The organism is Devosia sp. 919 (genome assembly GCF_013185965.1).
Taxonomy (GTDB): Bacteria; Pseudomonadota; Alphaproteobacteria; order Rhizobiales; family Devosiaceae; genus Devosia.
This window is the reverse complement of the sequence record NZ_JABAOL010000001.1, coordinates 2,191,822-2,210,189: the sequence shown is the minus strand read 5'-3', so window position 1 is coordinate 2,210,189 and position 18,368 is coordinate 2,191,822. Positions and strand designations below refer to the sequence as shown.

Here is an 18,368-nt window from a genome sequence, read left to right as displayed (position 1 = left end):
CTCGCCGGGCCACTCCGGTCGAAGGATAGTTGCCCTAAGCCTGGCGCTTCGTCGCAAGGTTTAGGGATAGGGATTTCCACAAGTCATTGTTATAGCTTGCTGCGCAGGGTCTTTTCAGATCTGGCGCTGCTTGCTGCTATTTACGCGGAGAAGCGTCATGCGCACCCACAATCTACGGCCTGCTCTCACGGTGGCCCAAACCGAACATCGTCAACTGCTGGCCCTCGCCGCTTCAGGCGGCGGCTCGCTAAGCGCTGCGGCCGAACGTCTCCTCGAGGAGATGGAGCGGGCCCGCGTCGTGCCCGACGCCAAGCTGCCCAAGGACATCGTGCGCATGGGCTCCACGGTTCAGTACCGCACCGACCAGGACGAGGTTGTCGAGGTCACCCTCGTCTACCCCGCCAAGGCCGATATCTCGCAGGGCCGCATTTCCGTGCTGACCCCCGTGGGCGCGGCGCTTATCGGCTTGCGCACCGGTCAGTCCATCACCTGGGAAACCCGCGACGGACGCAAGCACGTGCTCACCGTCATGTCCGTCATCCAGCCCGTCGATGAACCTGCGGAGGCCTAGATGCGCCCGTCTTTCCCAGCGGTACGGCACACCCAAGCAAGACCTTTTCCCCTGATCCGCTAGGCATCGTCCTCCGGGTCAGGGGTCTCGTCTGCTGCCAATCCCCCCTGTTCTGGAGTTTCTCATGTCCGACCAGCTCGCGTCCGACCAACCCGAAATCATTTTGACCGCCAAGGACTTTGCCCTCCTGCAAAGCCTCTTGCACGAATACGGCGAACCCTTTGCCGGTGCGGCGGAAATCATCCGCCATAAGCTCGGCGTCGCTCAGGTCATGTTCCCGGCCGATATCCCGGGCGATGTGGTCACCCTCAATAGCCGGGTGCGCTTTCGCGTCGGCAGTGCGCCCACCCAGGATCGCTCCCTCGTCGCGGGGCCCAGCGAAGAAGTCTATGGCCTCACCGTGCTCCTGACCGTGCCACGCGGCCTTGCCCTTTTGGGTGCAAGGGCGGGGCAAACGGTGCAGGCCCGTCGCCGCGACGGCTCGGTGGAAAATCTCGTGATCGAAGCCGTGCTGTTCCAGCCCGAGCGCCGGCGCTCTTCGCCACCCTTGCAGGTCGTCGCTCGCAACGAGGCCACACCCTCCCCGCTCGCCCCGCTCGCCCCCCGCAGCCCGTCCTCGCGCTTCGTGCCTGCGGGCTTGGGCGGCGGCGACGATCCCGGCCCGAGCGCCGCCTGATCGCCCAAGAGGCACAACCACACTTCAATCATCTGGAGGATGACATGGGTATTTTCGGATCCGATCTTCCCCCCATCATGGTGGGTGAAGCCGATCGTCACGATCTGCTGGTTCTGGCCATGGGCGGCATCGGCCACAGCCCCGACCAGGCCGACGACCTGCTCTACGAACTCGGCCGCGCCAAGCTCGTCGCCGACAAGCGCCTCCCGCCCGATGTGGTGCGCATGGGTTCGCGCGTGGTGGTCAGCTTCAACGGCGCGCCCCCGCAAAGCGGTGTGCTCTCCTATCCCCGCCAAGAAGGGCGCGAGCGCATCTCGATCTTCTCACCCCTCGGCACCGCCCTAATCGGCCTGCGCGCCGGCCAATCCATGCGCTGGACCGACCGCACCGGCCAGCAACACGAAATCCGGCTTTATTCGGTCAGCAATCCTGGCTAACCCGCTCGGGGGCGGCACCCCGCCCCGGGTACCTTGGCTGTGATAGCCGCCCTCGCCCTTCGAGGCCGCTACGCGGCACCTCAGGATGAGGGCTCATCGAGGTCCCGCAACCGACCAGATCTATCTGAAGCCCTCATGGTGAGGTGCGTAGCGTAGCGTAGCCTCGAACCACGAGGGCGGCCAACACCAGTCCCCGCGGCGCCTCCCCCCACAAACTTATCCCCGCCCCCGAAAACCTCAGGCACAATCCCCCTTGTTCCCGGGCAAGCTGCGCGGTCGCGACGAACGGTCGGTGCGGGAATATCGGATGAGTTTGGGGTCGCCCAAGCTCCTTCGGGACGAGGATGATCCGGGACCGATTTCATCCCCCGGTCCAATGAAGCTTCAGGGCTTCTGGCGTTTGGCACGGGTCTAGCCACGGACGGTCCTCACCGAAGAGTCTCCGATAGAGCATGGGGCGAAGCTTGCTTCACCTTCTATTTCCCGCCGGACGACCGGCACCGAGGCGAACTTCGCCCCATGTCGCAGTTCTTGCTGCGATGCCCGTCTGCCCCATACCCGCAGGGCCCAAGGCCGGTGCGGCTTTAGCTGCACCGGCACGGTTTAGCCGCTGGCAGCAGGCACCAAGAAGTCGCCCGCTGACCTGCTGCCCTGCCGCGCCGACTACCAGGGGCGCTCTTCCAGTGCCACGGTCTTGTCCATGGGCATGCCCAACTTTTCATAAAAGGCGCGGCGCATGCGACGGTCCTTGTCCTGCACTCTCCACGCCCGCTTGGCGACTTCCTCGCCGTCTTCGTGCGGGATCACGACAATGCCGTCATCATCGGCGATCACGCCGTCGCCGGGGCGGACATAAACGCCGCCGCAGGTGATGGGCTTGCCCATGGAAGAAAGTTCCAGCCGCCCGGCCATGTGCCGCATGGAGCGAACCGAGCAGAACACGGGATCCTTCTGCATGATGCATTCGCCCGTGTCCCGGCAGGCGCCGTCGATAACGAAGCCCACTGACCCTTTCACCCGGGCATCGAGCAGATTGTTGGAGCCAAGCAAGCCGCAACGCGACTGCTTGGTATCGATTACGTGCACTTCGTCGGGCGCCCCAAAGCTGTGCCCCGCAGGCCAAAGCGCTTCTGGATGGCTGGAGCGATCCTCGTGGCGCTTGTATTGCCGGTCGTCAAATTCCTCATAGGTCATCGCAGGGATGTGGCGGTTGATGATGTTGAATTCGGCAGTGCTGGCAATCCCAGCGAAGAACACGCCCGGAAACAGCGGCCGCAGCCGCGGGTCCATCTCATAGGTGTTCATATAACCCATAGAGTCGAGCGCGTCAGTGACGTCTGATGTACGTACCTTCCGAAGGATCTCGAGAGTACTGGAGCTGATAGCCATTATTGTTTCCTTTGCTGCTGGGATTGCCTACGGCGCTCGGACGCCGCGGGCGGTTTCAGTCGAGAATGGAAAGCCCGCTCTCGCCGTCGAAATAGTGCATGCGGGTGGTGTCGAGGCGGACCGTCACGGTTTGCCCCAGCCGCACCTGGCATTTGGCCGGGAATCGGGCGACGCAGCGCGATTTCCCCTCCTGCACCTTGATCTCATCAAGACTGTCGGAGCTGCGGATATCGGCGGCCGGCGCATCGATGCCGAAATGGACGATGACGTCCGAGCCAAGCGCTTCCACGAGGCTCACATCCGCGGTGATTGTATCGGCAGCGCCGGTCTGATCCACTCCGGCCTCGGCGATGTCCTCGGGGCGGATGCCCACGACGACCCGCTTGCCGGCATAGCGGCGCAGCCCCTGATGCTCAGCTAGGCTTTGCGCCGGCATCCGGATCAGATAGCTGCCCAGACGTACGCCCAAACCATCGCCCTGCCCTTCCAGCGTCGCCCAGTAAAGGTTCATGGTGGGCGAGCCGATAAAGGCGGCCACGAAGGTGTTAGCGGGCTTGTTGTAGATGTTGCTCGGCGTGTCCACCTGCTGCAGCACACCGTCCTTGAGCAGCGCCACACGGTGGCCCATGGTCATGGCTTCCACCTGGTCGTGGGTCACGTAAACGGTCGTGACGCCCAGCCTGTGCTGCAGCGAGGCGATCTCGGCCCGCATCTGCACCCGAAGCTTGGCGTCGAGGTTGGACAGCGGCTCGTCCATGAGAAAGACGGCCGGCTGGCGCACAATGGCTCGTCCCATCGCTACACGCTGGCGCTGCCCGCCTGAAAGCTGGCCCGGTCGGCGCTTGAGATAATTCTCAAGCTCCAGAATGCGCGCTGCTTCCTGCACCCGCCGGTCGACTTCATCCTTGGGCAGCTTGGCGATCTGCAGCGGAAAGGCGATGTTGTCGTAGACCGTCATATGCGGATAAAGCGCATAGGACTGGAAGACCATGGCAATGTCGCGGTCCTTGGGATGGGTGTCGTTGACGAAATCGTCGCCAATCCACACTGCACCATCGGTGATTTCCTCGAGGCCCGCGATCATGCGCAGTGCGGTGGACTTGCCGCAGCCTGACGGGCCGACCAGAACGAGGAACTCCCCATCCTCGATGTCGAGTGAAATACCGTTGACCGCCCGCAGCTGGCCGCCGGCATAGGTCTTGGTCAGATTTTGAAGCGTTACGCTGGCCATGATTTACTCCGACCGGATCACTTGAAGCCTTGGGTAGCGATGCCCTTGGTGAGCAGACGCTGCGAAGCGAGGAAGAAGCCGAGAACCGGACCGATGGACACCAGCACCATGGCGAACAGCCCGCCAAACGAGGATGAGCCACTGCTGGGGTCAAGGAACAGCCGCAGCGCCACGGGCACTGTCATGCGGTCGGTGTCGGTCAGGTAGATCAGCTGGCTGAAAAAGTCGTTGTAGGTATTGATGAAGGTGAACACCGCCGTTGTCGCCAGCGCCGGCATCGATAGCGGCAGGATGATGCGCCAGTAGCGCTGCCAGTAGGAGGCGCCATCAACCACCGCCGCCTGCTCCAGCTCGCTGGGCAGCGAACGCATGAACTGCACCATCAGGAAGATGAAGAAGGCGTCGTGCGCCAGGAACTTGGGCACGATCAGCGGCAGTATGGTGTTCACCCAACCGATGTTGAGAAAGAAGATATATTGCGGAATGAGCTGCACATGGATGGGCAGCATCATCGTGCCGAGCATGATCCCAAACAGGATCCACTTGCCCCGGAACTCCAGGCGGGCAAACGCATAGGCAGCCATGGAACAGGCCAGGAGATTGCCGACAATCGCCAGCGCGCAGATGATGAAGGAGTTGATGTAGAACTGCGTGAAGGTCAGATTGCCGTATAAATTCCAACCGCGGACAAAGTTCTCAAACGTCCAGTTGGTGGGTATGAAGCCCATATCCCCAAAGATCTCGGCTTCCGGGCGAAGCGCGCTGAACACCATCCAGATCACGGGATAAAGCATGATCCCGAGCAGCGCGATCAACACCAGGTGCAGTCCCAACCCCTTGATGCGGCGCCAGTTCGCGCGCCGCCGGCGTTCCAGGTGCAGCAGTTCGGGATCATAGGTTTTAGCGGTCGCCATAGAACACCCAGAAGCGCGAGGACCAGAACAGCAGCGCGGTCGCGATGCCGATGGCGATCAGCAGGATCCAGGCCATCGCCGAGGCGTAGCCCATCTGCAGCTGCTGGAAGGCCTGCTGGTAGAGATAGAGGGAGTAGAGCAGCGTCGAGTCTACCGGGCCGCCGCGACCATTGGAGACCACGAAAGCCTGGGTGAAGGACTGGAACGAGTTGATCAGCAGCAGGACGGTATTAAAGAAGATCACGGGCGTGATCAGCGGCAAGGTGATGCGGCGGAATCTTTGCCAGGCATTGGCGCCATCGATAGAGGCCGCTTCATAATAGGAGTCCGGGATCTGCCGAAGCGCGGCCAGGAAAATCACCATTGAGGCGCCGAAGGTCCAGACGTTCAGCGCGATAACGGATGGCAGCGCAAAGGTGGGATTGTTGATCCAGCCCCGACCGGCAATGCCAAACCATCCCAGCATGTGATTGACCACGCCGCGTTCGCCAAAGACTTCCTTCCACAGCAAGCCGATGCCGACACTCGCACCGATTAGCGAGGGCACGTAAAACAGCGACCGGTAGATGGCGAGACCGCGCAAGCCCCGGTTGAGGAATACAGCGACCGTAAGCGAGAACAGCAGCACCAGCGGCACGGAAAAGCCGACATATTTCAGCGTCACCCAAATGGAGGTGACGAAGCGCCGGTCCGAGGTGAACAGGCGAACATAGTTCTCCAGCCCAATCCAGCTCGGCCACCCGATCACCGCATAATTGGTGAAGCTGAGATAAAGCGAAGCCAGCATCGGCAGTGCAGTAATGAGGATAATGCCAGCGAGCCACGGCGCCAGGAAGAGGTAGGCGGCTCGGTTCTCCGCCTTCCTGAACGCCGAGCCCGTCCGGTTCTGGGGTATCGTGCGCACCGGGCGCCCAACCTCCGCGACGGGCAGAACCGGATTGTTTGCAGCATCCAACATGCTCATGTGAACTCACCTCCCGTCAGGGTCTAAGCCGCCGGAGCAATGCCGGGGACAGCCTAATCCGGCGCTTGTTCCACCGCTTGGGTGCGGACCGGATCAGCGGTCCGCACCGCGAGTGTCTAGGTCAGCGTGCTGCCTGATCGAGCTGCTGCTGCAGTTCGGCGATCAGTTGGTCAGCACCCTCTTCCACGCTGAGCTGACCGAAAGCCACCGCGTCATAGGTGCGGTTGAGCACATCGGTCATCGCCTGGTAGCCGCCGGCTGGCCAGAACACGGGCTTGGCCGTATCCACCACCTGGTTATAGAGCTCGATATGGCGGACCTGGGTGGGCTGAGTGTCGGGGTCCTGCGCCTGGGCAGCGGCGAGTTCGGGAATGGCCACTACGCCATTATCGGATTCATAGATGCCCGCCGCTTCCGGATCCTGGGTCCAGAAATTGATCCATGCCGCGGTCGCCGGAATATTCTCAGCGGCGCAACTGGCGCCAATGGCGATGCCGTTGGAGCCCAGATCCATGCCTACTGTCCCATCCTCGCCAACTGGATATGGCCGGGTGTTGATGGTAGCGCCAGGGTTGACCGTGTTGGTCACCGTCTGCACCGAACCGAGTTGGTTGGGTGGACGATTGGTGGCGTAGCCACGGCCATTGGCGAGGTTCGATTCCTCAACGAGAGCGCTGTTCTCGCTGATCATGCCCTCAGGTGACTCGGTCACCCCTTCGTTGCGCAGGGTTTCCCAGTATTCAAACCACTCCATCGCCAAATCGCGAGAGAACGCGACCTTGGAGCCGTCGAACACCTTTTCGCCGTGCGATTGCACCCAAGGAACAAAGGCGTCGGGCTCACGCCCCATATTATGGGTCGCAACTGCGCCTTCCGGCAGGGTTGGCTGGACGGCGCGCAGATGGTCGGCATATTGCGTCCAAGTATAGGGCCACTCGAGTGGCTCCACGCCGGCCGCGACTGCATTTTCGAGCATCTGCTCGTTGTACATGAGGGCGAAATAGAACACCCCGTGCGGGATCATATATAGATTGCCGTCCGCGCCGCGGGCCGCATTCATCACCGCCTCAGGTATACCCTCGACGTTGAGCGTACCATCAGCGACCATCTCGTCTAGCGGCAGCAGGATGTCCGGACGGGCATAGGTCGCCAGCCAGCGGGATTGCATGGTGATCGCGCAAGGTTGGTTGTTGCCGGTCGACTGGATGGTCAGGCGTTCCCAATAGGGGGCAAAGTCCGCGTTTTCGCGGGTTATGCTGACGCCCGGGTTCTTTTGCTCGAACAGCTGGATGATCCGGTCGGTCTTGTCGTTACGAACCTGGCCACCCCACCAGCTGAAGCGGATGTCGCCCGTTAAGCCGCTGTCTTGCGCACCGGCGCCGGTGGGCACTGCCGCCAAGGCCAGAGCCAGCAGCGAGGTCGCAATCAGCGGCCGGACCGTCTTAGTCAAAAGCGTCTTCGGCATAAGTTCCTCCCTTTGCATTCAGTTGTGCCCACAAGCCAAGCGCGCGGCATCGTGAGCCCGCTTGCGCTTTCTGTGGCGATAAAGCTCTCCTCTTCAGAACCGCTTTATCCTCAACACCTGAGCATTCTTGTATGCAAGAAACCGAGGTGTCAACGTCTATAAGATCATAATTTTATACCCTGCATCGACGGCGGAGATTCTTATCCAGCACTGAGCTGGCGGCACCTTCCCGTGCAAAAAGCTAGTGGGACTCGTAACTGTCTCTTAGAGAACACTTACGAGCCAGCAACCGGCTTTTGTATGCAATCCAAGCTCATGAGACGAGGTCGTCCGGCCGCTTCATGAACCAATCCCATCTAGAAATATCGAGCGTTTCGAACACACCTTGTGTCCAGTACGGATCGGCACGGGCGAACCGCTCAGCCGTTTCCTGATCTGCGGCCCGCATTACGATCATGCTGCCGATGGGCTCGCCCGCAGGGTCCAGGTACGGACCGGCGAGCACCAGATCATCCCCGAGCGCCGCGTAGTAGGCACGGTGCTCGGACCGGAATTCAAGCCGGCCTTCAATCCCCCCGGGTTTGTCTCGCCCGCTTACAATGAACAGCACGGACCTATTCCTTGCGATCAGCGTCCTGGTAGAGACGCGAAACCGAGGCGCCATCCTCCATCTCGTTGCCGGCCTCCACATATCTCCGGTACTGGCTAACAGCGACCTGGATCAAAGGCAGTTCGAGCCCCAGCTCATCCACATAGTGGGCAACGGATTTCAGGTCCTTGTCGACCTGACGGGCATAGCTGCGCGGCGGATCGAAATCCTCGGCGCTCATCTGGGTGTAAATGCGCTGCAAAATCGCACTGTCGGCGAGCCCACCCTTAAGACATACCGGCAACAAGTCCGGATCGATCCCGGCCGCCCGGCAGGCGGCGAGAACTTCGGCCATGAGGATATAGTTGGCACCGACAATTGCCTGGTTGAGGATCTTGGTCTTTTGGCCCGAACCGAGCTGGCCCATATAGGTCACGTTCTGACCCATTACCCGTAGCAGGGCCTCGGCTTGGTGGAATGCCTCCTCGTTCCCTCCAACCATGACGGTAAGCTCCCCGTCCCGGGCGGGCTTTGGCCCGCCGGAGACGGGCGCATCTAGCCACTCGGCCCCGACCTCCTTCCTGAGCCGCTGGCCCAGTTCCAGGGTTGCGTCTGGAGAGGTGGTGGAAAGGTCGATGAGAACGCTGGCCCCAGCGCCAGCCTTGGCAAAGCCGTCCTCCCCGAAGCAAACACTTTCAATGGCATCGTCGCCTAGAACGCAGACCAGAACAGCGTCGGAGGCCCGCCACACCTCGGCCGGTGATTGCGCCCACTGAGCGCCGCTATCCTTCACCCGGTCGTAATAATCTGGCTCAAGGTTCCATACCGTGAGCTCATAGCCTTGATCGCGCAGCCGTTGCGCGATCGGCGCGCCCATGATGCCTAGCCCAACCAGCCCCAGGCGCATCTTCTTGGTATTGTCCGACATGCTCAATTCCCTTCGGATAAATCGATGCGATAGAAGCGGGCCGCATTACCGCAAAACAGCGCCTCGTGATCGGCGGCAGGCAGGTCCGCAACGCTTTGGCGGAAGCCATCAAAGATCGTGGCAAAGCTGGCGACGAGGCTGTCGACGGGGAAATTGGAGGCGAACATGCAGCGCTCCACGCCAAAAATCTCGATCGTCTCGCGAATGATCGGACGATTGGCCTCCACCGTCCAGGGCTGCTCCTTCTGACCGAGACCCGAAATCTTGACTGCGATATTGGGGCACCCCGCTGCCTCTCGCATGGCGGCGCGCCACCCGTTAAGCCCGCTGTCGCTTCGATCCGATGGCAGTCCGGTATGATTGATGATGATCTGCGTTTGCGGGAAAGCCCGCGCCAATTCGGCAGCTTCTGGCAGGTGCCACCACGGCGTTTGCAGGTCGAAGCTCAGCCCGTTGGGTGCCAGCATGGCAAAGCCTCGGCGGAACGCCGCATCCCCCATGGAACCGGGCGCCCCTGCCACCACCTCATCGGGCCGCGTGGCTGCTTTGGGCTTGTGTCTGATCCCCCGCGCAAATGGAACCTGCCCTAAGGCCCCCAGCACCTGCTCTGCATCCTCGCGGTCGAGCCAGGCCTGCGCGACCATGACGCTAGGGAGGGCTTCTCGTGCTCGTAGATTGTCAACCCAGGCCACTTCCCCCATGGGATCCTCGGGGTTCCACTCAGTCTCGATGAACACGCTGCCGGCAAGCTCATAGCCTTCGGCATCGCGCCGATAGTCGGGGGGCATGTAGTTGCGCTTCAGGGCATCGTAATTGCCGTAGCGGAAACTCACGGGTTTGTCGGCCAGCCACGGAAGATAGTTGGCATCCAGATCCCAGAAATGCTGGTGCGCGTCGAGAATCCGCACGGTGTCCTCCCCGATACAAAAGGGACCGGTCGCGCCGACCCCTTCCCTTCGCCTCAGGCGCCAAGCTCGGCGTAGAAGTGCTCGATCGCGTCGGTATCAACAGTCTCGTCATGGGCACGCCCAAGGACATCATAGCGCCGGCGGCGCGCATTCATGTCGGCCAGCAGCACCGCTTTGGCATGCAGTGCCACCTGCTTGGCGATCTCGATGGGCACCACCACCAGCCCGTCATCGTCGCAACCAACAATGTCGCCCGGACGAACCTGAGCGCCACCGATGCCGACGGGCGTGTTGAGTTCCACCACTTCGATGCGACCGGGTATGATGGTGCGCCCGCGCTCTCGGCAGACCATTGGCGTTTTTTGCATGGTGACTTCACCGGTGTCCCGGCAGTGGCCATTAGTGACAATTCCCACGGCGCCGCCGGCCTGCAGGGCCAGGACGTTCTCTGAGCCAAAAAAGCCTACTTCGTTGGAGCTGCCGACGTCCGTCACCACCACGCATCCGGGCTCGAGGAGATCGGCGAGACCCCGCCCATTGTGGCCATAGCGGTTGAACCAGAGCCCATGGGCACCAACGATTTCCTCGGTTGTTTGCAATGGCCACATTGGCTTGTTTGCTGGCACGCAGCGCTGCGTAACAGCAGGACCCCAGAACTTCATGCCCAGCCAGAGCGGCCGGATTTCCTGCGACACCAAGCCGATGTTGAAATAGCCCAAGCCATCCATTGCATCGACGACATCGACCACGCGGAGCGGCTCGAAATAGCGGCGGACATGGTAGGGATCCACGGCGTTGCCCTGGGTGTCCTTTGGCTCATAGCTCGACATGACAAATCCTTGCTGGCGCAGGCTGCTGCGCCGCCACAAATTGGTGTGATTTGGCAGGGCTCCTCCCCAGCCACCGTTATTCTTGTATGCAAGAGTCGAGTGAGTCAACGGCTCACTTTGACTTTTTGTTTGCCGACAAAAACCAGCATAGGCTCACCTGATCGGCGAACTCTCGTGCACGAGCACCAATACAGAAAAGATGCGCTTTAGTCGCCGGAGCGCTGCAGGAAGGGCAAGCTGTTCACGAAGTGCTCACGAGTAAGCTGGTTGAGCTGTTTACCGTCCCGCGCCGCGAGGACCGTGAACATCTTGGTGTGTTCGAACAGCGCACCGGTCCATCGCCCAGTGTCTAGATTGGCAAGCGCCCGAGCTCGTTCCACTCGGGGCACAAGGGACTGCCACACCGAATACAGCACGGGATTGGCTGCGATCTCGACGGTTCTCCGGTGGATTTCCTGGTTGATCCGCATATAGGGCGCACGCTCCTTGCGGGTGTGATAGTCCACCATCTCGGCCAACAGGCGGCCGATCTCGGCGATTTCCCCCTCGGTGATCCGCTGGCAAGCCAGTTCTGCTGCCAACCCTTCCACTGCGCCGAACACCACAAACAGGTGCTCCAGATCAGGCGCGTGCAACTGCGACACCAATACGCTTCGATTGGGCAGCAGATCCACGAGACCCTCTGCAGCAAGGGTGCGCAATGCCTCCCGTACCGGGGTGCGGGATACGCCAAGCTGCTCGCAGAGTTGGAGCTCGCGTAGGCGCGCTCCTGGCGGCAACTCGCCGGATAGGATCATGCTCCTGAGCCGGGCTGCCGCTTCTGTATGCAAATGCCCCTTGCGGCGACTGCCGCCGTCGGTGGCAAGCTCCGGTAACTCAGCGAAATCAGCATCTTTGTCCATGCTTGCTCGTATGCAAATCCATGGAAAAAAGCAACATCGGGCACCTGCCCCCTTGATTTCCACAAAACGGCAGTCTTGTATGCAAGATTAGGAGGCCGGCGATCAGGCTCGCTGCATCGTCTTGCCCCGTGGAGGGAGGAACTTATGTCGCAAGGTGCCGAACCGGTGCAGCCCAGCGAGGCTTCCGCACATCTGCCGCCACTAACCGGCCTGCGCGTACTTGATCTGAGCCAGGTTATGGCGGGCCCGTTTTGCTGCATGCTGCTGGGCGACATGGGTGCCGATGTGATCAAGGTGGAACCGCCCGGCGTGGGGGACCAAACCCGCAAGTCCATGGGCTTTCGCATGAAAGGGGAAGACAGCCCCGGCTTTCTTGCCCTCAACCGCAACAAACGCAGCATAACCCTTGATCTGAAAACCGAGCACGGACAGCAAGTGCTGCACCGGCTGGTGGAAACCGCCGACATTCTGGTCGAGAACAGCCGTCCGGGCGTCACCAAAAAGCTTGGGGCGGATTACGACACCCTTTCACGCATCAATCCCCGCCTGATCTATGCCAGTATCTCGGGCTTTGGCCAGACCGGTCCCTGGTCGCAACGGCCGGGCTTTGATCTGATCGCCCAGGCCATGGGCGGCATCATCAGCGCGACCGGCATCCCGGGAGCGGAGCCAGTCAAGTCGGGTATTCCCGTGGGCGATCTTGGCGCTGGCATGTTCGCCTGTTATGGCATCCTGTCGGCTGTGATCGGCCGCGAACGCACTGGCCGCGGGCAATATGTCGATAGCTCATTGCTGGACGCGGCGCTGTCGCTCTCAGTCTGGGAAAGCACCGAATACTGGGCGACCGGTAAATCGCCCGGCCCGCTAGGGACCGCGAACCGCATGAGCGCCCCCTACCAAGCCTTTGCCGCCTCCGACAACAACTTCGTGGTGGGCGCAGCCAATCAGAAGCTGTGGTTGATCTTTTGCGACGTCATCGGCCGCCCCGAACTCAAGAGTGACCCGCGCTATGCTGGCGCGGTCGACCGCGTGAAACTGCGCAGCGAACTGGCCGACGAACTGCGGCCGACCTTCCGCACCCGCACAGCGAGCGAATGGGTGGATATGTTTCTTGCCGCTGGCGTTCCCGCCGGTCCGATCTACGATTACAGCGTCGCCCTTGACAATGAACATGTGCACCACCGCAAGGCCGTGATTGAAATCGATCACCCGGTGGAGGGCAGCTTCAAAGCCCTGGGCTTTCCCGCCAAGCTTTCAGATACGCCCGCCAGTGTCAGGCGCCCTCCCCCCTTGCTCGGCCAGCACAACGACGAGATCCTTGCTGAGTTGGGCCTGCTTGATCCCCAACCGGCCGGCGGAACGTCCGCATGAGCCAGGACAATAACCTTGGGCAAGTCCGGCTGGACCGAGAGGGCGCTATTGCCCGCATCCTCTTTGACCGGCCAGCTGCCCACAATGCCTTTACCTGGTCGATGTGGGAAGAACTGGACGCTGTTTTGGCCGAGGTCAGCGCTGACCCTAATTTGCGTGTCGTTACTTTGCGCGGCGCCGGGGGCAAGGCCTTCGTTGCCGGGTCGGACATCGCCCAGTTCCGCGACTTCACCGGTGGGCAGGACGGGATCGCCTACGAAGCCAAGATGAACAGCTATTTCGAACGGCTTCTTGCCGTGCCGATACCCACTGTGGCCATTGTGGATGGTTGGGCTGCGGGTGGCGGTCTCAATCTCGCGGCCTGCTGTGACATCCGCGTCGCCAGCCGCCGCGCGAAATTCGGCAGCCCTATCGCCCGCACCATCGGCAACTGTGTCTCCATGCAGACCTATGCACGCGTGCTGAATGGCTTTGGCGAGGCCCGGGCAAAGCGCATGCTGCTCTTGGCCGAGTTCATCGACGCCGAAGAAGCCTTTGCCAGCGGGTTCCTGGCGCGCCTGGCCGAGCCCGAGGCACTGGAAGCCGTTGCCGATGAGGTAGTGGCCCGCCTGCTTGAAAACGCGCCTTTGACCCTGCGCGTCAGCAAGGCCGCTTTTGGACGCATTCTCGCGCGCGACATCGATCCAGCTGACGATCTCATCTCGCTTATTTATGGCAGCGAGGACTTCCGCCGGGGCGTCGAAGCCTTTGTGGAGAAAACCAAGCCGGAATGGCTGGGCCGCTAACGGCTGAGGGAGGAATAATCGTGACCACTGCACAAGGCCACGTAAAGGTATGGGCCAAGCTGGACCTCATCTTCCAGGCCGCCAGCAGCTTGTCCAATCCCTACGCCGACGTTCTGGTGTGGGTTGATCTGGAAGGGCCCGGTTTTGCCAGGAGAGTTTATGGTTTTTGGAATGGTGGCAACGAGTTTGTCGTGCGCGTGCTTGCCACTGCGCCGGGCGAATGGCGCTGGACCAGCGGCAGCACCCCGGCGGATGCGGGTCTTTCCGGCAGAAGCGGCAGCTTCGTTGCCGAAGCTTGGAGTTCTCAAGAGCTTGAGGAGAACCCCAATCGCCGCGGCATGGTCGCCGCCACGCCAGATGGACGAGGCTTGCAATACAACGATGGCACGCCGTTTTTTCTCCTCGGCGATACCTGGTGGTCCCTGCCCAGCTTCCGCTTCCCATTCGCTGACAGGCTAGCATCCCCCGGCCCGCTCGGTCCCCAGTCCACCCTCAATGACTATGTTGCCTTCCGGAAGGCGCAGGGTTTCAACTGCGTTGGTCTGATCGCCGCGCAGCCCGCCTGGGCCAATGACGGCGCACCCAACAGCCTGCAGATGCCTGATGGAACTTGGGTGCGCGCGGCCTGGAAGCAGCCCGGCACGCAGTCAGCCAAGGATATGCACAATGAAGGGGGCCGCCCGTTCGAGTTTCCCGGCAAGGTGCCCGGTTTCGAGCAGATCTTTCCGGACATGGACCGGATCAACCCGGAATACTTCAAGGCACTCGATCGCAAGATCGACTACCTCAATGAACAAGGCATCGTCCCCTTCATCGAGTTCTCGCGTCGAGACGCCGGCCAGTGCTGGCAGAAATTCTACGACTGGCCGGAATCCTATAGCCGGTACGTGCAGTATCTGATCGCCCGCTATGGCGCCAATATCAGCCTGCTTAGCCCGATCCACTACGACTATTTCGAGCAGACCATCCCGGCCGAAGACTACAACATCCCCATCAAGCTGGCGCTTGAACGCTATGGCAAGCCGCCCTTCGGCAATATGCTCACCGCCAATCCTAATCCCTCTACCCTGGTCAATTTCGGACCGGGCAGCTGGGTCGATCTGCATCAGTCGGGCAATGTGCGCGAGCACTACACCTACTGGTATCTCACCGAAATTTTCGAAACCGAGCGAAAGCCTGCCATCAATGGCGAGCCCTATTATGCCGGCCTGCACCAGTTGGGCCAGCCCTACCCTTTGCGCGTGCCGCCCGACAGCGAAGACGACCGCATCTATGTGCGATCGGGCCTTTATGGCAGCTTCCTATCCGGGGGGTTGGCTGGCTTCATCTATGGCGCGGAAGGCATCTGGCAGTCTGACATTGAAGAGCAATCGCTCCACAAGATGTGGGACAGCTTTGGATGGCACTCGGCCGCGGAGGTCCAACACCTCAAGAGCTTTGCCACTGTGTTGGGCCAGCGCTACCTGGAGCTCGAACCCGATGTCGAACTGATCGTGCCCAATAAGACCGGGCCGGGATTTGCCTACAAGGGCTGGAACTATTGCGCCCGCACCCAGGATCGCTCCTGGTTCATGCTGTATTTCGAGGCCGACGCGCCGATCGAGGCAAAGCTCCGCGGCGTCACCGCCGGTGACCGTTACCGCCCGCGCTTTTTTGATCCGCGCAGTGGTCAATGGAGCGAACCGGGCGAGACCATCGAGGTTCCCCGCAGTTCTGTCCTCCCCCTGCCCCCTCGCCCCGACAGCAGCGATTGGGGCATGATGCTCGAGCGCGTTTAGCGCCGATCCTTCCTCCCAAGGAAGAAGCGCCGAACCCTGCAAGGTTCGGCGTTTTCTTTTGTCTTACGGCAAAGATAAGAGGCGCGCGCAGGCGCCTCCAAACTCATTGCTTCGGCTTCACTTGCGACCCAGCCGCTTCATGAAGTCCTCCCGGTTCTTGCGGTATGGATGGGCTGGCATATCTGGGAACATGGACTGCGTTGATTCATCGGGCGCGATGCCAAGCGCCTCGAACAGCATGCTCCGGTCATAGCGATCATTCTCGGATTCCTGCTTGGCGTAATAGATTACGTCCTCGATTACGTCCTGCGGCACCACAATGGCCCCGTCGCCGTCGGCCACCACCAGATCGCCTGGCCGGACGGTTGCGCCACCGATCTCCACTGTCGAATTGGGTTCACCGAATTCAACGCGCCCCTGATACATGGGCTGCACCACCCAGCGGTGCCAACACGGCATGGCCTTTTGGTACAGCTGCTCGTCCGTGTCTCGTGCGCCACCATTGGTCAGCACGCCCTTGACCCCGCGCGCAGCCCAGACCATCGAATCCATCGAGCCGATGGCCGGCGTCTTTTGCCCCAGCGTGTCAATCACCAGGAAGTCGCCTTCGCCGACCTGCTCGCGGAAATCTCCCATGTTCCAGAGCTGACTGTACCAATATTCATAAGCCCATTTGGTGTAATCGGCCGGTGACAGTTCCGGCACCCGGATCTGAGTGGGTATATGCTTGTAGGTCTGCGCGAACCCGGCCGCTTTGGTTCGGTAGAGTGGCCGGATCTCGGGATCGACCGTGCCCACATGATGCAAACCCACCCAATCCATGCCATCGCGAATATCGGTCACCCTGAGCTTGGCGACGGTATCCAGAACTTCCCTGCGCTTGTTGGCGTCCATCCAATCCTCCCTTTCAAATCAACGATCAGGCGCCGCGTGCCCGGTCCATTTCGGCGAGCTTTTCTACCCGGCGGCGGAATTGCGGTTCGGTGCTGAATTGCGCCGCCAGGAAGGCACGCGTGACCTCGGCTGCAATCTGTGGACCCACGATCCAGGCGCCGATGCACAGCACATTGACGTCGTCATGCTCCACGCATTGGCGAGCCACGTAAGTGTCATGGGCGACCGCTGCGCGGATGCTCGCCATCTTGTTGGCGGCGATGCAGGCCCCCGCCCCTGTTCCGCAAACCAGAACCGCGCGCTCCACCTTGCCCGATTGAATGAGACCCACGGCCTCACGGGTCACATCAGGAAAATCCACCGGCTCTTCGGAAGTGGCGCCAAGCGCGATTACCTCGTCGCAGTGTTGCGCCAGCAACTCGCGAATAAATCCCTTCATGGGAAAACCTGCATGATCCGCGGCTAGAGCAATGGCTTTGCGGCGCCGAATTGCCGGGCCGCTCGCGGCCAGAGTTTCGCTCATCTGGGTCTCTCCTCTGTTCCCAAGTGATCTGGCCATGGTATTACCAATTTGGCACGAAGACTGCCGGCGGACAAGCGTGCCTTGACACCACGTATACCGGCGGCCATTCGCTTGAAAAGCTTGGGGGCAGATGATGGACGCAGCGCTGACGCGGCAGGACGAACCCGAGGCCAAGGGCTACGAGAAGGTCTTCGCCTTTGTGCGTGACCAGCTTTTGTCGGGTCAGCTCAAGACTGGCGATCGCCTGCTGCCGGAGCGAGAACTCGCGACCCGCCTTGGCGTCAGCCGTCCCGTGATCCGTGAAGTGCTGCGGGGGCTTGCAGCCATCGGTGTGATCGAAATCCGCCATGGATCGGGTAGCGTGGTGCGGCAGCCCGGCTTTGCCGAACTGGGTGACCTCTTCACCATGATGCTGGTGCAGCAGGCAGAGGTGGTCGAGGATGTCATGGAGGCGCGTATTGCCATCGAACGACAAGCCATTCGCCTGGCCTGTTCACGCGCCACTCCCGCCGACCTGCAGGCCCTTCGGCAGGCCTTGCAGCGGATCGAGGAAACCGTTGATGATCCCCTTATTGGTGGCGAAGCTGACTTTGCCTTCCATGCCGCTTTGATCGCGGCGGCCCATTCCCCAACACTTGCCAGCCTTCATGCCGCAATTGCGCTGCTGCTGCGCCGCTCCCATTTTCAGCGTCGCGCCCGCATCACCGACCAGGCCGGCATCGAGGTCTATCTGATCGAGCATCATCGCGAACTGCTCGCGGCAGTGGTTGCCCGAGATGCCGACGGCGCTGATCGCTTGCTGATGCACCATTTCGAAATCGGTTCCGAATTCCAGCGCCGTGCCGCCGCTCGTTGATGCCGCCGGGGAGGCCGCCAACACCGCCGAAGCTTTGGCCCTGCTCGAAGCGGACGCGTCCAAAGTGATCGGACTGATCACCGACATCAACATGCCAGGCACCCGCAGTGGGATTGTTCTGGCCAACCATGTCGGCTGCATCTGGCCCCATATCAACATCATCGTCGTGTCGGCGGTTCGCCGGCCACTGCCGGGTGAATTGCCGTTTATGGCGAAATATCTCGCCAAGCCGGTGCCAGGCACCAAGCTCGTATCGACCATACACGAACTGGTCCCGCACTGATCCGATGGGCGTGACCGACAGCCAGCCGTTCTATCGCGCCCAGCCGGTGCCGGGGCGCGACCTCACCCTTTGTT

20 protein-coding genes are annotated in these 18,368 nt (G+C 61.3%); 8 read left to right on the top strand and 12 right to left on the bottom strand.

The window, feature by feature from the left end; all coding sequences use genetic code 11:
• Nucleotides 1-157: 157 nt before the first annotated feature.
• From rnk to HRQ64_RS10865, 3 genes are all read left to right on the top strand, one after another.
• Nucleotides 158-571: a nucleoside diphosphate kinase regulator gene (gene rnk / locus HRQ64_RS10875; RefSeq protein WP_172123294.1), complete on the top strand. Its 414-nt coding sequence runs from the start codon at nucleotides 158-160 to the stop codon at nucleotides 569-571.
• A 124-nt stretch (nucleotides 572-695) separates the two neighbouring features.
• The gene (locus tag HRQ64_RS10870; protein WP_172123293.1) at nucleotides 696-1,247 is read left to right on the top strand and encodes a nucleoside-diphosphate kinase; all 552 of its coding nucleotides are present in this window, start codon (nucleotides 696-698) and stop codon (nucleotides 1,245-1,247) included.
• Nucleotides 1,248-1,291: 44 nt separating this feature from the next.
• A complete protein-coding gene (locus HRQ64_RS10865) occupies nucleotides 1,292-1,684 on the top strand; it encodes a GreA/GreB family elongation factor (protein WP_127753025.1) in 393 nt (130 codons plus the stop codon).
• A gap of 663 nt (nucleotides 1,685-2,347) precedes the next feature.
• Here HRQ64_RS10865 and HRQ64_RS10860 read toward each other — a convergent pair.
• The 10 genes from HRQ64_RS10860 to HRQ64_RS10815 all read right to left on the bottom strand — a co-directional run bounded on the left by HRQ64_RS10860 (nucleotide 2,348) and on the right by HRQ64_RS10815 (nucleotide 11,804).
• The gene (locus HRQ64_RS10860; RefSeq protein ID WP_164854802.1) at nucleotides 2,348-3,073 is read right to left on the bottom strand and encodes an RraA family protein; all 726 of its coding nucleotides are present in this window, start codon (nucleotides 3,071-3,073) and stop codon (nucleotides 2,348-2,350) included.
• A 55-nt stretch (nucleotides 3,074-3,128) separates the two neighbouring features.
• A complete protein-coding gene (gene ugpC, locus HRQ64_RS10855; protein ID WP_172123292.1) occupies nucleotides 3,129-4,304 on the bottom strand; it encodes a sn-glycerol-3-phosphate ABC transporter ATP-binding protein UgpC in 1,176 nt (391 codons plus the stop codon).
• 17 nt (nucleotides 4,305-4,321) lie between these two features.
• Nucleotides 4,322-5,218 (bottom strand): carbohydrate ABC transporter permease, encoded by an 897-nt coding sequence (locus tag HRQ64_RS10850; RefSeq protein ID WP_172123291.1) that lies wholly within the window; start codon nucleotides 5,216-5,218, stop codon nucleotides 4,322-4,324.
• On the bottom strand, nucleotides 5,205-6,182 hold the full coding sequence (locus HRQ64_RS10845; protein WP_248306964.1) for a sugar ABC transporter permease: 978 nt from the start codon (nucleotides 6,180-6,182) through the stop codon (nucleotides 5,205-5,207). The genes HRQ64_RS10850 and HRQ64_RS10845 overlap by 14 nt, the downstream gene beginning before the upstream one ends.
• A gap of 121 nt (nucleotides 6,183-6,303) precedes the next feature.
• Complete coding sequence (locus HRQ64_RS10840; RefSeq protein WP_172123290.1) at nucleotides 6,304-7,647, bottom strand: extracellular solute-binding protein; 1,344 nt, start codon at nucleotides 7,645-7,647, stop codon at nucleotides 6,304-6,306.
• 313 nt (nucleotides 7,648-7,960) lie between these two features.
• Nucleotides 7,961-8,257, bottom strand: a complete 297-nt coding sequence (locus HRQ64_RS10835) for a YciI family protein (protein ID WP_164854799.1) — start codon at nucleotides 8,255-8,257, stop codon at nucleotides 7,961-7,963.
• 4 nt (nucleotides 8,258-8,261) lie between these two features.
• Nucleotides 8,262-9,164, bottom strand: a complete 903-nt coding sequence (locus tag HRQ64_RS10830; protein WP_172123289.1) for an NAD(P)-dependent oxidoreductase — start codon at nucleotides 9,162-9,164, stop codon at nucleotides 8,262-8,264.
• Nucleotides 9,165-9,166: 2 nt separating this feature from the next.
• Nucleotides 9,167-10,072 carry an amidohydrolase family protein gene (locus HRQ64_RS10825; protein WP_172123288.1) on the bottom strand — a complete coding sequence of 302 codons (906 nt, stop codon included), beginning with the start codon at nucleotides 10,070-10,072 and terminating at the stop codon, nucleotides 9,167-9,169.
• Between the two features lie 53 nt (nucleotides 10,073-10,125).
• The gene (locus HRQ64_RS10820; protein ID WP_172123287.1) at nucleotides 10,126-10,902 is read right to left on the bottom strand and encodes an RraA family protein; all 777 of its coding nucleotides are present in this window, start codon (nucleotides 10,900-10,902) and stop codon (nucleotides 10,126-10,128) included.
• Nucleotides 10,903-11,108: 206 nt separating this feature from the next.
• Complete coding sequence (locus HRQ64_RS10815; protein ID WP_127753016.1) at nucleotides 11,109-11,804, bottom strand: GntR family transcriptional regulator; 696 nt, start codon at nucleotides 11,802-11,804, stop codon at nucleotides 11,109-11,111.
• A 144-nt stretch (nucleotides 11,805-11,948) separates the two neighbouring features.
• Here HRQ64_RS10815 and HRQ64_RS10810 point away from each other — a divergent pair, with 144 nt between their 5' ends.
• From HRQ64_RS10810 to HRQ64_RS10800, 3 genes are read left to right on the top strand one after another with little or no spacing between them, the layout of a single operon-like run.
• A complete protein-coding gene (locus HRQ64_RS10810; protein ID WP_172123286.1) occupies nucleotides 11,949-13,175 on the top strand; it encodes a CoA transferase in 1,227 nt (408 codons plus the stop codon).
• On the top strand, nucleotides 13,172-13,960 hold the full coding sequence (locus HRQ64_RS10805) for an enoyl-CoA hydratase (RefSeq protein WP_172123285.1): 789 nt from the start codon (nucleotides 13,172-13,174) through the stop codon (nucleotides 13,958-13,960). The genes HRQ64_RS10810 and HRQ64_RS10805 overlap by 4 nt, the downstream gene beginning before the upstream one ends.
• 20 nt (nucleotides 13,961-13,980) lie before the next feature.
• The gene (locus HRQ64_RS10800) at nucleotides 13,981-15,738 is read left to right on the top strand and encodes a DUF4038 domain-containing protein (RefSeq protein ID WP_172123284.1); all 1,758 of its coding nucleotides are present in this window, start codon (nucleotides 13,981-13,983) and stop codon (nucleotides 15,736-15,738) included.
• A gap of 117 nt (nucleotides 15,739-15,855) precedes the next feature.
• On the opposite strand, the gene HRQ64_RS10795 is transcribed toward HRQ64_RS10800, so the two are convergent.
• Both HRQ64_RS10795 and HRQ64_RS10790 read right to left on the bottom strand, forming a co-directional pair.
• Nucleotides 15,856-16,632, bottom strand: a complete 777-nt coding sequence (locus HRQ64_RS10795; protein WP_172123283.1) for an RraA family protein — start codon at nucleotides 16,630-16,632, stop codon at nucleotides 15,856-15,858.
• A 25-nt stretch (nucleotides 16,633-16,657) separates the two neighbouring features.
• Entirely contained in the window at nucleotides 16,658-17,155 is a 498-nt protein-coding gene (locus HRQ64_RS10790) for an RpiB/LacA/LacB family sugar-phosphate isomerase (RefSeq protein ID WP_172123282.1), read from the bottom strand.
• 130 nt (nucleotides 17,156-17,285) lie between these two features.
• Here HRQ64_RS10790 and HRQ64_RS10785 point away from each other — a divergent pair, with 130 nt between their 5' ends.
• Entirely contained in the window at nucleotides 17,286-18,011 is a 726-nt protein-coding gene (locus tag HRQ64_RS10785) for an FCD domain-containing protein (RefSeq protein ID WP_248308204.1), read from the top strand.
• Nucleotides 17,995-18,294, top strand: coding sequence for a response regulator (locus HRQ64_RS10780; protein ID WP_172123281.1), 300 nt, complete (start codon nucleotides 17,995-17,997; stop codon nucleotides 18,292-18,294). Before HRQ64_RS10785 ends, HRQ64_RS10780 begins: the two co-directional genes overlap by 17 nt.
• Nucleotides 18,295-18,368 lie beyond the last annotated feature (74 nt).

What these genes read in the sequence shown, in the direction of transcription:
- rnk (WP_172123294.1), top strand. Translation starts at nt 158, where the DNA reads ATGCGCACCCACAATCTACGGCCTGCTCTCACGGTGGCCCAAACCGAA.
- HRQ64_RS10870 (WP_172123293.1), top strand. Translation starts at nt 696, where the DNA reads ATGTCCGACCAGCTCGCGTCCGACCAACCCGAAATCATTTTGACCGCC.
- HRQ64_RS10865 (WP_127753025.1), top strand. Translation starts at nt 1,292, where the DNA reads ATGGGTATTTTCGGATCCGATCTTCCCCCCATCATGGTGGGTGAAGCC.
- HRQ64_RS10860 (WP_164854802.1), bottom strand. Translation starts at nt 3,073, where the DNA reads ATGGCTATCAGCTCCAGTACTCTCGAGATCCTTCGGAAGGTACGTACA.
- ugpC (WP_172123292.1), bottom strand. Translation starts at nt 4,304, where the DNA reads ATGGCCAGCGTAACGCTTCAAAATCTGACCAAGACCTATGCCGGCGGC.
- HRQ64_RS10850 (WP_172123291.1), bottom strand. Translation starts at nt 5,218, where the DNA reads ATGGCGACCGCTAAAACCTATGATCCCGAACTGCTGCACCTGGAACGC.
- HRQ64_RS10845 (WP_248306964.1), bottom strand. Translation starts at nt 6,182, where the DNA reads ATGAGCATGTTGGATGCTGCAAACAATCCGGTTCTGCCCGTCGCGGAG.
- HRQ64_RS10840 (WP_172123290.1), bottom strand. Translation starts at nt 7,647, where the DNA reads ATGCCGAAGACGCTTTTGACTAAGACGGTCCGGCCGCTGATTGCGACC.
- HRQ64_RS10830 (WP_172123289.1), bottom strand. Translation starts at nt 9,164, where the DNA reads ATGTCGGACAATACCAAGAAGATGCGCCTGGGGCTGGTTGGGCTAGGC.
- HRQ64_RS10820 (WP_172123287.1), bottom strand. Translation starts at nt 10,902, where the DNA reads ATGTCGAGCTATGAGCCAAAGGACACCCAGGGCAACGCCGTGGATCCC.
- HRQ64_RS10815 (WP_127753016.1), bottom strand. Translation starts at nt 11,804, where the DNA reads ATGGACAAAGATGCTGATTTCGCTGAGTTACCGGAGCTTGCCACCGAC.
- HRQ64_RS10810 (WP_172123286.1), top strand. Translation starts at nt 11,949, where the DNA reads ATGTCGCAAGGTGCCGAACCGGTGCAGCCCAGCGAGGCTTCCGCACAT.
- HRQ64_RS10805 (WP_172123285.1), top strand. Translation starts at nt 13,172, where the DNA reads ATGAGCCAGGACAATAACCTTGGGCAAGTCCGGCTGGACCGAGAGGGC.
- HRQ64_RS10795 (WP_172123283.1), bottom strand. Translation starts at nt 16,632, where the DNA reads ATGGACGCCAACAAGCGCAGGGAAGTTCTGGATACCGTCGCCAAGCTC.
- HRQ64_RS10790 (WP_172123282.1), bottom strand. Translation starts at nt 17,155, where the DNA reads ATGAGCGAAACTCTGGCCGCGAGCGGCCCGGCAATTCGGCGCCGCAAA.
- HRQ64_RS10785 (WP_248308204.1), top strand. Translation starts at nt 17,286, where the DNA reads ATGATGGACGCAGCGCTGACGCGGCAGGACGAACCCGAGGCCAAGGGC.